Here is a 12,350-nt window from a genome sequence, read left to right on the forward strand (position 1 = left end):
CCAAATGCAATTGCCGATCAAGACAAGGATCCTGCAGTATGCCATTGAGAAGGATGCTGAATTCACCGCCGCTGATGCGTATAACGATCTGAAGGACGAATATCCAGGCGAGCGTTTCTTCAACCTGAGAACCGTGGAGCAATATGTTGACTCCTTTCTCGGCGTCAGCTTTCTGGATGCAACGCGCACAGAATTCGACGACGCGGGCAGCCTGCTGATCTATTGCAAGGTCACGGATTATGGCAAGTCCCGTCAGAAATACATTGACTGACACTTTCATAATATACTTCTCTCTCTGCAGGAGCCGGTTATCATAAATCGGCTCCTGCGCATTTATTGCCGTTTCCAGATTTCTTTTTAGGCAGACGCTTTGACATACCATTAGCTGCATCTGATGATAGGTTTTCTAAACAAGTTCATACCAATATAAAAAGCGGCGTGCCTGATATTGACACGCTGCTTTTAGCTGTTTATCACCTGGTATCGTCAGCCTATTCATCACAAGCACTGATAATCAATTGCACCACCTCTAACGGCTGCACCAGAACAGTGATGTCGTCCAATTCGTTATGTTTTACAATCTGCCGAGTCGGTATGGATTTGCTTTTCAAATACCTCAGTTCCTCTGCCGTCAACTCCTTTGGCGCTCCCATTGCAAGCCATTCATCGAACGCGCTGCCTCCATTAGGTCCAATTCGAAAATATCGGCATATATATTGCGTATTCTTTAATCCTGTAACTGAAATATGATATTCTACTGGGGCTGTATTTTTAAATGCATGGTATCGCTCATAAAGATTTCCAGATCTGCTTGGAAGTTTGTATACTACGCTATAGTGGCAATAATGGTAAAACAAAATCTGAATTCCGTCCTGTGTTTTAGTAGCATACCAGCCCTGTTCTGCCGCGAGCAACTCATCGCTCATTCTATTTAAAAACGAAAAAGCATAATATGCAGATTTGGGTATTCCGTTATATGTAAAAATACCTTGTCCACCATGAAAGATATCATTCCCTGCATTCCATTCGCTTAAATAATCGCTGACTGTCCAATATCCTTTTCCATTTGTCTGCCCCATGCTCTCTAACATATTTTTTATGATATACGCAGAACGGTAGCAGGTATCCGCACATAAATCCCGCTGCCATATTGTCGAGTTCCATTCGTCAATGATAATCGGAACATTCTTGATGTTCAAAGCAGCTAAAACTTGTTTTAAGGAATGAACAGCATCCATCATATAATTTTCATTTTTACTCAGCGCAAACGATGCAGAAACATCATTTTCTGTCATCATCCTGTCAAAATTCATCTTCAGATCTCGAAATTCGTGCGGGAAAGAATGCATTGTAACAAAATCCGGCATACATTCCTCCATTAAACATCTTTCCAAGAACAAATAGTAGGTTTGGTCATTCCGATCCAGAAATCGGCTTCCCTCAAATCCTGGTCCACCGACCGACAGTTTGTGATCAATTGATTTTACTGCTTGAAATGTCTGCTTAAACAATTTAAAATATTGCTCTTCCGTAAAAAAACCATACTGCGCAAAGTTTATACTGAACAAAGAAAAGCGCCATTGACGAACGGTACAAATACCATATCTCCGAATGCAGTGTCGTAATAGCGACTGAACCAATACAGTCCATTTCTTCAGATCAGAAGGCATACAAACATAACTCTTATTGGAGAAAACTGTTCGTTTTGTTGATGCCAGCTGCTGTGGCACAAAGCCAAATTCTATGTACATTTTAAAGTGCAGCGCAAGCATTTGATCCAATAACAGATCGATCCGCGTAAATTGCGGCTGTATGATATGCGCATCATTCTCCTGATATACCTGCATCGAATCATTAAAAAGCCCATGAAATCTGATGTACTCAAACCCAATATCCTTTTGCAACCTCTCCAATTGTTCTAAAACCTGAGCGTTCAAGCATTCCTCTGCATAACCAGCATTCATTATAACGCGCCAGTCCTGAAAAACAGGTATGGTACGGTTCCCATAAGATATATGGATATCTTTACGCAGAGGACGTATTTCCGGAACAGGTAAAGAAGTCCTTTGGTTCGCATACTGCAGCAATGTTGACAAATGAAGAATATCCGCACTTTGTTCAATATCATTCGAGACGTTCTGATGCTCGCTTAGTCCTCTTCGGTACTTCCCTGGTGTTGTTCCGTATTTCTGTTTAAAACTTTGTATAAACGCATTAATAGAAGCAAAACCGTTGTCCAGCGCAATATCTGTAATGCTTTTCCTTGTGTTGCAAAGCTCTAAAAGCGCATAATTCAACCGCAAATTGGTCATATAGCTGGTAAAGCTCATATGAAGGTGGTGCTGAAAGAACTGCGACAAATAATTTGTTGATAAATATTCCCGCTCTGCAAGACCGCTCAAGGTAATATTTTCAGCATAATGTTCGTGAATATAGGTAAGAAGGCGAAAAATGCGCGAATGCTCAGCATTACGATGCTCGTTTTCAGATAGTGGTTTTGCAAAAAACACCACTAATGATTGCAGTACCAAATATGCTTCGCCCTGTATCACCCACTTATATCCTAATTCTCGCTGCAAATATGCTTGACACATATGTGCCAGCGAAGCACGCACTGCATCAAGCTGCTGTTTTTCTTTATTGGCACAAAGGAAGGACAGGCAATCAATTTGCACTCCGTGCAATTCTGTCGTAAAGGAATGGGGAAAGTCCACATAAAGCACAACTGCTTCTCCTGCATCTTCCAGGCTATATAATGCAAACGGATTGATAACAAAAAAATCTGTTTCGCGCATCACATATTGATTCCCATTGAGCAAAACTTTGCTTTCCCCTTTGAGTTGAAAAACGATACGCAGTTTTTCACTCTATTGCGGTTTTTCCGCAGAAAGCCTTTCAATAGTGAACTGGATGTCCGATCCTTCAAAATGGGTATCTTTCCACACGCTATCCCCTCCTTTTCTTTTTATATTATATTATAATTTAAATTAACGTCTTTTTCAACGCCAAAACCTTCCAGCTAACAATTTCAATATCCAATCATTTGTTTATTAGATCCGTCGCAACATACGGCGAAAACGCTATAGTTTTATATGACAATTTCGATAAAAATACAGTGGAAATGCAAAAGAAATTTGTCTCTAATTACGGTATGATACTAATGTCAACAGGAAAGTTGATAAAACGAAAATCGTGAAAGGATGAATCTTAATGGAACCGAAATGCAGAATTCTGAATGAACGCTTAGCCGCTATTGTCGCCAGCATCCGCCACGGAGAAATGCTGTATATTGCCGACGCTGGCAGCGGCACCTCCACGAAAGCCCTGTTTCCGCTTGACCCCAGCGTGGAATACCTGGATCTCGAAGCGGTAACCGGCGTACCGAAAATGCAGGATATCGTCAACGCCCTGAAATACTGCGGCGATTTCGAAGCCGCTATCGTCACCGAAGATATGCCCGCTGCTAACCCGGAAGGATATCAATTCCTTTGCGATCTTTTCGGCAAGGACAAGGTGTACACCATGCACTATGTGCCAGAATATTACCAGTTGCGCAACCGATGCAAGGCCGTCGTACAGACCGGCGACTACGGGATTCACGCGCAGGCGATTTTGGTCGCCGGCTACCCCAGCGCCGATATTCCGTTTGAAGTTTTGACACAGGGGATCATCGAGAAATAACCAAACTGGGGCAATACAAAGAAGGTGACAAGATGGAAAAAGGAAATTCCGGCACAAAAATGCTAACCAAGCCCCATATCGGCTATATGTTTGGCGGCGCGGCGCAGACAACCATTGTCTTTTTGATTAACGTCACATTAACCTACTTCTACACCAATGTGATCGGCCTAAATATCGGACGAGTAACATTTGTTATGCTCATCAGCCGTTTTTTGGACGGGTTCAGCGATATTATCGCCGGTACAATCATCGACCGCACGAAATCCAAATACGGCAAGGCGCGTCCGTGGCTTCTGCGCATGTGTATTCCTCACCTGATCGCACTGATCGCCATGTATACCGTGCCTTCCACCTCGGAAAATTTGCAGCTTATCTATATCTTCGTTGCATATAACTTTGCCAACACCATCGTCAATACTATGGCCGGTCTTGCGCTCAGCTCGCTCAATTCCCTGATGACCCGCGACCCGACCGAACGCAGCCAGTTGAATACCATGCGGCAGTTTGGCGCCCCGATCATGGAGCTTGCTATTTCCGCACTGACCATCCCCGCGGCCAACTCCCTCGGCGGCGACCAGAAGGCCTGGATCATGGTTATCGCTTGCTTTTCCATCGTCGCAACGCTCTGCTACTTCATCTGTTTCCTCTGGTCGCGGGAAACCGCTCCCGAGGAACGGTGTGCATCCGACGAACCAGCGCCTATCGGCAAGTCCTTCCTTGCTGTCCTGAAAAACAAATACTGGTATATGGCGCTCGGCCTGTGGGTGTCCGGCACGTTCAACATGACAGTTACCAGCATGAATCTTTCCTATTACTGCCAGTACATTTTCGGCAACGTCAATTTTATGAGCGTAATTACCACAGCCGAAAAAGTGACAACAATTGCAACCGTCGGCCTGCTTGTCCCGTTTTTCGTCAAACGGCTCAGCAAACGCAATATGACGCTTTGCGGCGCTGTCGTTTCCATTGTCGGTCACGCGCTTGTCCTAATCAATCCGGTTGATCCGACGCTTGCTGTCACGGCGGCAGTCGCACGCGGTATCGGCATGGCGTTCGGTGCTGTCGTCCTGTTCGCTATGATCGCGGACTGTGTCGAATACGGTCACTGGAAGTTTGGCCTTCGCACGGAAGGCATCATTTTCTGCGCCGCTACCGTTGGCCAGAAATTCGGGCAGGGCATCTCGCAGGCAGTCGCAGGCGCGCTGCTTAACGGTGCAGGCTTCGACGGCACGCTCGCCGTTCAGAGCGCTTCTTCGATGTCCATGATCACAAACATTTATCTGTGGGTGCCGATCATTTTCGGCTTCGTCAATGTTGCACTGGTGCTGTTCTATCGTCTGGATCGGGAACTGCCGCAGATCATGCAGGATCTCGAAGCGCGGAACGCGACCGCCAAAACACAATAAGGAGTTTTGTCATGAACCAAACCATTCCTTCTCATCAAACATGGCACAGTCAGACCAAAAAAGTCAGCCTCCCGACCGGTATCACCATGTATTATATGGAGGCCGGCGATCCGTCGGCTGAGCCACTGCTCCTCATCCATGGATTCACCGATTCCAGCCGCATCTGGCGTGAAACCATGCTTTCCCTGCAGGATCGTTATCACATGTTTGCAGTTGACCTGCGCGGCTTCGGACAGACCGACAAACCCGATCAGTTTATCTACACCCCTGTGCAGCATTCCGAGGATCTGACCGCGTTTCTGGATGCCGTGAACGTGGATTCCTGCTTTGTCATGGGTCACTCCATGGGCAGCCTAATCGCACAGACGTTGGCTTTCTGTGTACCTGAACGGGTTAAGAAACTGATTCTGGCCTCTACTCTGGTGCGCGGACATACTACTGGCGACGAGATGCAAGGTATCTACGAGCATTTCGAGAACATGGATTTTTCCCGCATGACTGATCAGGAAATGCAGGAAGAATTTCTCCCGCATCCGGAAAACTGCGCAGATCCGGATTTTCCGGCGGCATATCTGTCCACGCTGCGCGGTGTGCCTGGGAAAAGCCTACGCGCCGCAATGTTTTCCATGAATCAAACAGATAACCGCTATTTTGTCCAGTTTATCCATGCCCCTGTTCTGATTCTGTGGGGGACTTCAGACGAAATCCTTACCGCAGATTATCAAGCGGAAGTCCGCGCCGCGTTCCCTCTCGCGCGCTATCAAGAACTTGTTGGGATATCCCATGAAATCCCAACAGAAATTCCTAAGCAACTGTCTGAAATCGCAGACCGCTTTTTCTGCGAATAACGCATATTAATTGTTATACATATTGCACAGCCACAGTGATTCGTTCTTAAATAAATCTGCGGCTGCATTATATGGGCAAGCGGACGGCTGTTCACACTTTGGGCAGCGAAGCTTTGCGGAGCGAGATTATCGCACTAAAACGAAACATGGCATCGATTGATGCCATGTTTCGTATATTTATATCGTTTTAAAAGTAAGTTTAGCAATTCAAACAGTCTATTATCGCACTTCTAATATTTTTCACAAATGGTTAGCATGCGTGCAGGATTTTCATAGCTAAATTTATGGATAACTTTTTCATCAAGTCCTGCTTCCAGCATGGTCTCATGGAAATTGGTTAAAATATGACTTATGCCCCATGCACCATAATATGCTAAGAAGTTTCTCTGTCCACAATCATGTGAAAGCAGGATCTGATCCTCATAACCGCGCAATACCAGTTGGAACAATGCAGCGGCTCTTTCTCTATCTGAAGCAAACCACCATCCATCATTCTCGGCTTTACAATGGTATTGATTACCGCATTGATCAAACTGAATATAGCAACCATAATCGGCAATACTGCACAGATAATCGATTTTTTCATGCCATGAAAGATCTTTATGTGTCAGTACGCCATCGCGATGTCCTAAAACGACATGCTCCGGTTTTACACCTTCCTCTTTCATAATCTTCATAATTTCATGGTCATGCCGCTTAGGCGGATGGACATGAAATGAGATTGGTATGCCGCTTTCTCGATGTGCGCGTGCAGCGCCTCTTGCAACTTTCTTTTCATCCTCATGGAATACATATCCACAACCGACTTCTCCAATAATGCCCGGATAAATTCCAGTATCTCTAACACCATTTTGTATATCGTTCAGAAAAACTTTCGCAACATCATCCGCTGTCCCTTTAGCAACATACGGAGGATGCCCGCTTTTCTGGTGATGGGTGACATTGGCAACAACTTTAATACCCGTTCTTTCCGAAATGGTGCGCAAATGCTCAATTGGTCGGTTAAAGAAATTCACTCCTCCTGCTGTAAGATCGCAGATTGTCCCACCCCCTGCTTTTTTGAACAAACCCACTTCATACAGAGCAATATCCAAATCCTGCATCTGACAGTTTTCTTTATTGCAATATGGATCATACGATACATAATGTAAAATTTTCATGTCCAACGGAGATGTAAACATTTTCTTCTTTTCCGGATCTTCTATGTCTTCAAAATAGTAATCTAAATTAAAGAAGAGATGTTCATGAGTAAGCGTCGCTCCCAATGTAGATGGATCCACCAATCCCTGTACTGTCATAACTTTTCCAACACGATTATCCATTTTTTCCTCCTTCTTTGTACGGCTATTATAATTTAAATAACAAGCCAATAACCGCTGCACATCCGATATAAGTGACCGGATGCCTGTTCAATCTGCGAATGGCTACAAACATGATAGCAAATATAAGCAGGCTTACTGGCTCAACCAATGTACTGAAAGACCATGTTTCCACAAATTGAGAAACATTTATAAAGGATACTTTCATCACATCATAACCGGCAGCTATAATCAGTCCGGTAACGGCTGGTCTAAGTCCATAAAAAATATGATCGGCAATGGGACTATGGCGGAATTTGTCCAAATACGCAGAGACAATCGATACAATAACAATTGCAGGAAGGATAGTTCCCAATGTAGCAACAATACCACCGATTACTCCTGACACCTGAAATCCAACATATGTTGCCATATTAATGCCTAAGGGTCCCGGCGTTGATTCAGAAATAGCAACCATATCGGTAATCAGATCGATAGGAAACCAGCCTTTTTGTTCGCTGAGCCTTTGCAGGAATGGCAATGTTGCCATTCCACCGCCAATAGCAAATAGGCCTATTTTAAAGAATTCAAAAAACAATTGCCACAATATCATTGTTTTTCTGCCTTTCCCTCTTTCCGCTTCGTAAACCACTTGCTTTTTATAATGCCCATTGCTGCTGCAACCAGTATGATAACAATTGGAGAAATATCACTCAACTCAACCATCAGAAAAGTTACACAGCATAGCACTACTCCGAATGCGTCCCGAATACCCTTTTTCCCCATATCTATTACCGTACTGACGATCAATGCGCACACACAGATAGAGATTCCGGCAAATGCATGCTGAACATATATATTGTCTTGGAAGTTAGCCATGCAAGCAGCAATAAAAGAAATGATAAGGATACAAGGGCTTACCACCCCTAACGCTGCTGTGATTCCTCCTATTAGCTTACTGCGCGTATATCCAATCATCACGGAAACATTTACGGCAATAATCCCTGGCAGTCCCTGTGATATGGCATAATAATCCATTATATCTTCATCCGTAAGCCACTTTTTATTTTCTACCACCTCCCTTTTCAGGATCGGCAGCATAGCATATCCTCCACCAAATGTCATCATCCCCATTTTGAAGAAAGTGAAATAAATCTCAACAACATGTTTCAGCATGAAAAAACGTTCTCCTAACCCTGCACAAATCCGGATTGAAATTTTGCCCTCTATTGTGGCGCACAACAGCCCGACAAAGCATCAGCGAGAACTACTCATAAAGTTCTTCACTGCCTCTACTAATTCAAGCGGTGCGACACTCGGAATGTCATGCGGAATACCCTCCATAGACAAATACCTTGCTTCCGGCAAATACTCATGAACTTCAGTTTGGCATTCCTCTGTAAAAATATCATCCTCTGTTCCCCATACCACCATAACTGGGGCTGTAATAAATTGCATAAAATTCCGTCCGTCATAAATCATCATGCCCAATTTACCTGCACAAAGGGATTTGCCAGACAGCCCACGTAAAGTCATCAAATATCCTGCCGCAAATTGCGGATCATAGCACTTTTCAGGTGATGGCAACATCATTTGCTGCAACACCTTATCTTCTGCATTTTGCCAATCCATATTGGAAAAACTATTTACAAACTCTTTAACTTCCCGCGCAGTCTCATGCCGTCGCAACGCTGTGGAAACTAATACAACCCGTCTCACCTTTTCCGGCGCAGCAAACGCAATTACTTGTGCCACCATGGATCCCAATGAATGCCCTATCATATCAGCTGATTCGATTTGCATTGCCTCCATAAACGCTACCACATCTTCACAATGCTGGTACATTGTATAAAGATATTGTGCCGGCTGATCGCTCTGCCCAAATCCCCGCAGATCAATCGCATACATATGGAAAGAATCCTGCAGCTCCTCCATAACCGATCTCCAAATCCGACTTGAGTCAGAAAAACCGTGAATCAATATAAGCGGTTCTTTTTCAGGATCGCCTGCTTCCATATAGTACATTTTTATCCCTGTTTTTAGTAAAACATGCTTCGTGCATTGTTGCCATTCTATATGTGTAGGCATATGACCTATTTGCTTCATACACAGTCACCTCCTTAAAATGGTTGCGACAAACTAAAAAGAGAAGTTCTTCTATATTTTAGTTTCCCCCACTTGCCCTCGTATTGCCACCGCTATTCTTTTTTGGGCAACAGGCGGTCCAATGAGATTTTAGCGCTCGAATACCCTGCAATCAGCACTGCCTGTGCATGAACACCATAATCACCCGTTTGGATCATCGCCTTACACCGGTCGCGTAATTGGTAATAGGTCGGCTTATATGGAACCTTGGTGATATTTTCTTCATCAAAAATTTCAACCAAAGCCTGATAATCTTTGGGATTTGCTTCGGGCATCTCCTCTGTTACAATGCACCCCTCAAAATCACCTGCCGTTTTTAGTGCGGACACAATTTCAAGCATTGTTGGAGATCCGGTTACTGCGCCCAGATCAAGGTATTCTACGCTGGAGTCTAACGGCTGCACAATCGCCTTGGAACAGGTACCACTTCCGGCATCTGCAATAAACAACATTTCTCCATGACGAATACTGGCAACAATTGCAGCAAGACGCTCGTTTAATATTCTTTTCTTTGGAACATAACACATAATTTTGTCCTCCTTTTTATTACTGTTTTAAATCAGAATTTTGCGTTCTCATTGCTATCTCATTCTGGATACGCGGCAGGTCTTTTTCCAAGCGATAGAACAGCATCAGAATCAATTCCACTGCGCCGCAGATAATCGGCGTCCAGACATAGAGATTTGTAATCATCGACATAGTTGCTGCACTCTGAACAGCCGCCATGCCGTCAAAACCTGCCATTTCCATCAGCCCACCGGTCAACGCCTGCGCAACACCTTGACCACATTTTTGTCCAACAGTTGCTGCACAGAATATTGCACCTTCCAAACGCACGCCAAACTTCCAATGGCTGTACTCTACAGTATCTGCAATAATGGCAAAAACCACGCCAGAACCGAAAGCATGTCCAAATCCGCGGCCAACAGCAGCCACGACTGCCATAGAAAGGTTTCCGGTATTGGTCATGAAAATTAATTGGCCAATCATGTAAAAAATACTTGACAGGATGGCAATATTACGTTTGCTCGTGCGTTTTACCAATGCCGGCACAACCAGGAATGCAATCGCAATAGTAATGCCCTTTTCTACTGTGATTAACAGGCTGTTCAAATTAACATTCCCATAAACATATTGCGTGAAATAGGGACCCATGGTTCCCATAATAGAGTTGATAAAGGTTCTGGCAACCCACAGTAACAGTGCGATCCACCAGAATTTATTCCCCAAAACGGCCTTCGCAGTTACTTTTGCAGAAATCGGTTCTGTAGTGGCATTCCGCTCCTCCGGCGCCGTCTCTTTCGTCCACAAAAAACAGAGAAAATAGCACAACGTGGCAATAAGAGAAATTACAGTAACTACAATAATCCACGACTTTTGATCGCCACCCAGAAAGTTTGCCGCAGGAATAGTCAAGGCGGAAATCGCAAGTTCCATCACTGGGGCGCCGATCTGGCGCATAGCATTCAATTGGCCGCGCTCCACAATATCCCTTGTCATTAACGAATTCAGCGAACTGATCGCCAAACCCGCGAACGTATTTACAAAGGTATTTGCAAAGTTATATGCAACAAAAATATAAATCAGCTGGAAGTTTTCTGAGGTTGGCGGAACCGTATACATTGCAATCAGGGCAATTAAATGTGGAATACACATCCGGAGAATCCACGGTCTTGCCTTGCCAAATTTGGATTTCGTTCGATCAATTACCGCACCTGCAATAATATCGCTTCCGCCATCAAGAAATCGGCTGAGTAACATGATTAATGAAACTTTGCCAATGCTAAGTCCAAGCACATTGGTGTAATAATAGGTTAGCGTGACGCTAATCAAAAAGACAATGGTTGTCTGCGCCGCCCCGCCAAACATATAGCCTACATGTGGTTTGGTAAATAATTTGCTCTGCGCATTATTTGAGTTCACATCGTCACCCCTCTTTTTATTCGAGAAACATATTTGCAAAATTTGTTACCCCTTACACTTTCAGACCTTGATTCACCCCCTTTGTATGTATATTAACCAATTGTATGTCTGTTTTCTATTGCATTTTTGTTTGCTTCATATAGGCAGATTGTTTTCTGGAAGTCGGCCTATGCTTCAAAATACCACATTATATAAATAATTTGATATTATATATATCTTTTAAATAAAAGCTGCCCAGCCCTATAGAGACCGGACAGCTCGACGATACGCCTATATTCCATGTGGATTTTAACAGTGTCCTCGCTCCTCTAATAGTAGGAACGCATCAATTGATTACAGGAGCGCAATCAGGTCGGGTTAATGATAATTAATGCAACATCATTGGGATCTAACACTACCTCAATCCCTTCCAGTGTATTGCGGAGTTCTATTGTCCTTGCTGGCATTGACCGACTAACCAAATATTCCCGATCTTCCGATGTTAGTTCATTTTCTTCTCCCATTCTTCTCCATTCATTAAATGCATTTCCATATTCTCTGCTGATTTTATAATATCTTAATTTAAATTTTTCTTCCTCCATTCCTTTCAGGGAAATCACATATTTCACTGCCTTTTGACCATCTGATGGAAAATCTATGCTGTTCCGCGTTGTATCGAGCTGATATATAGCATTGTAATGCGCATAATGATATAAAAGAATTTGTATTCCAGAGGCATCACGCGTCACATAATATCCGTTGCCGCGTGCAATTACACTATCCCCCAACCTTGCAAGAAGAGTAAATGCATAAAACGCCGCCTTTTGGATGCCATTAAAGGTGAACAGCCCTTGTCCTCCATAAAAGATATGATGTTCCGGCCTCCATTCTCCGACACCGTCACTCAATGTCCAGCATCCTTTTCCTGCTACGGCATCCATATTTTCTATCATATTTTTGATAATATATGAAGCTTTATAGCTTGTATCATTATTAGTATCTCTTGGCCAAATTGTACTGCTCCACTCATCGATAATAATTGATTTCGTTAAGTTTAATTTGGCCAATGT

12 protein-coding genes are annotated in these 12,350 nt (G+C 43.8%); 4 read left to right on the forward strand and 8 right to left on the reverse strand.

All coding sequences use genetic code 11. From position 1 onward, the window contains the following. Positions 1-4 precede the first annotated feature (4 nt). Positions 5-271 carry a hypothetical protein gene (locus ACYQ3S_RS03090; protein ID WP_459687275.1) on the forward strand — a complete coding sequence of 89 codons (267 nt, stop codon included), beginning with the start codon at positions 5-7 and terminating at the stop codon, positions 269-271. Between the two features lie 220 nt (positions 272-491). Here the strand turns inward: ACYQ3S_RS03090 and ACYQ3S_RS03095 are convergent, their stop codons facing one another. Continuing rightward, on the reverse strand, positions 492-2,819 hold the full coding sequence (locus ACYQ3S_RS03095; RefSeq protein ID WP_459687276.1) for a GH39 family glycosyl hydrolase: 2,328 nt from the start codon (positions 2,817-2,819) through the stop codon (positions 492-494). A 391-nt stretch (positions 2,820-3,210) separates the two neighbouring features. Between ACYQ3S_RS03095 and ACYQ3S_RS03100 the strand changes: the two genes are divergently transcribed. The 3 genes from ACYQ3S_RS03100 to ACYQ3S_RS03110 are packed head-to-tail and all read left to right on the forward strand — an operon-like array spanning position 3,211 to position 5,935. Continuing rightward, positions 3,211-3,681, forward strand: coding sequence for an RbsD/FucU domain-containing protein (locus ACYQ3S_RS03100; protein WP_459687277.1), 471 nt, complete (start codon positions 3,211-3,213; stop codon positions 3,679-3,681). A gap of 32 nt (positions 3,682-3,713) precedes the next feature. Then, on the forward strand, positions 3,714-5,087 hold the full coding sequence (locus ACYQ3S_RS03105) for an MFS transporter (RefSeq protein WP_459687278.1): 1,374 nt from the start codon (positions 3,714-3,716) through the stop codon (positions 5,085-5,087). Positions 5,088-5,098: 11 nt separating this feature from the next. Further along, the gene (locus tag ACYQ3S_RS03110; RefSeq protein ID WP_459687279.1) at positions 5,099-5,935 is read left to right on the forward strand and encodes an alpha/beta fold hydrolase; all 837 of its coding nucleotides are present in this window, start codon (positions 5,099-5,101) and stop codon (positions 5,933-5,935) included. 230 nt (positions 5,936-6,165) lie between these two features. On the opposite strand, the gene ACYQ3S_RS03115 is transcribed toward ACYQ3S_RS03110, so the two are convergent. From ACYQ3S_RS03115 to ACYQ3S_RS03145, 7 genes are all read right to left on the reverse strand, one after another. After that, positions 6,166-7,257 (reverse strand): phosphotriesterase family protein, encoded by a 1,092-nt coding sequence (locus ACYQ3S_RS03115; protein ID WP_459687280.1) that lies wholly within the window; start codon positions 7,255-7,257, stop codon positions 6,166-6,168. 25 nt (positions 7,258-7,282) lie between these two features. Next, a complete protein-coding gene (locus tag ACYQ3S_RS03120) occupies positions 7,283-7,846 on the reverse strand; it encodes a chromate transporter (RefSeq protein ID WP_459687281.1) in 564 nt (187 codons plus the stop codon). Then, entirely contained in the window at positions 7,843-8,409 is a 567-nt protein-coding gene (locus tag ACYQ3S_RS03125) for a chromate transporter (protein WP_459687282.1), read from the reverse strand. The genes ACYQ3S_RS03120 and ACYQ3S_RS03125 overlap by 4 nt, the downstream gene beginning before the upstream one ends. An 81-nt stretch (positions 8,410-8,490) precedes the next feature. Further along, a complete protein-coding gene (locus ACYQ3S_RS03130) occupies positions 8,491-9,339 on the reverse strand; it encodes an alpha/beta fold hydrolase (RefSeq protein ID WP_459687283.1) in 849 nt (282 codons plus the stop codon). Between the two features lie 92 nt (positions 9,340-9,431). Next, positions 9,432-9,905, reverse strand: coding sequence for an RbsD/FucU domain-containing protein (locus ACYQ3S_RS03135; protein WP_459687284.1), 474 nt, complete (start codon positions 9,903-9,905; stop codon positions 9,432-9,434). Between the two features lie 19 nt (positions 9,906-9,924). Further along, positions 9,925-11,301, reverse strand: a complete 1,377-nt coding sequence (locus ACYQ3S_RS03140) for an MFS transporter (protein ID WP_459687285.1) — start codon at positions 11,299-11,301, stop codon at positions 9,925-9,927. Between the two features lie 347 nt (positions 11,302-11,648). Next, a partial coding sequence (locus tag ACYQ3S_RS03145; RefSeq protein ID WP_459687286.1) for a GH39 family glycosyl hydrolase occupies positions 11,649-12,350 on the reverse strand: 702 nt, incomplete at its 5' end.

The organism is Agathobaculum sp. TL06 (assembly GCF_054658635.1).

What these genes read in the sequence shown, in the direction of transcription:
- ACYQ3S_RS03090 (WP_459687275.1), top strand. Translation starts at nt 5, where the DNA reads ATGCAATTGCCGATCAAGACAAGGATCCTGCAGTATGCCATTGAGAAG.
- ACYQ3S_RS03100 (WP_459687277.1), top strand. Translation starts at nt 3,211, where the DNA reads ATGGAACCGAAATGCAGAATTCTGAATGAACGCTTAGCCGCTATTGTC.
- ACYQ3S_RS03105 (WP_459687278.1), top strand. Translation starts at nt 3,714, where the DNA reads ATGGAAAAAGGAAATTCCGGCACAAAAATGCTAACCAAGCCCCATATC.
- ACYQ3S_RS03110 (WP_459687279.1), top strand. Translation starts at nt 5,099, where the DNA reads ATGAACCAAACCATTCCTTCTCATCAAACATGGCACAGTCAGACCAAA.
- ACYQ3S_RS03115 (WP_459687280.1), bottom strand. Translation starts at nt 7,257, where the DNA reads ATGGATAATCGTGTTGGAAAAGTTATGACAGTACAGGGATTGGTGGAT.
- ACYQ3S_RS03120 (WP_459687281.1), bottom strand. Translation starts at nt 7,846, where the DNA reads ATGATATTGTGGCAATTGTTTTTTGAATTCTTTAAAATAGGCCTATTT.
- ACYQ3S_RS03125 (WP_459687282.1), bottom strand. Translation starts at nt 8,409, where the DNA reads ATGCTGAAACATGTTGTTGAGATTTATTTCACTTTCTTCAAAATGGGG.
- ACYQ3S_RS03130 (WP_459687283.1), bottom strand. Translation starts at nt 9,339, where the DNA reads ATGAAGCAAATAGGTCATATGCCTACACATATAGAATGGCAACAATGC.
- ACYQ3S_RS03135 (WP_459687284.1), bottom strand. Translation starts at nt 9,905, where the DNA reads ATGTGTTATGTTCCAAAGAAAAGAATATTAAACGAGCGTCTTGCTGCA.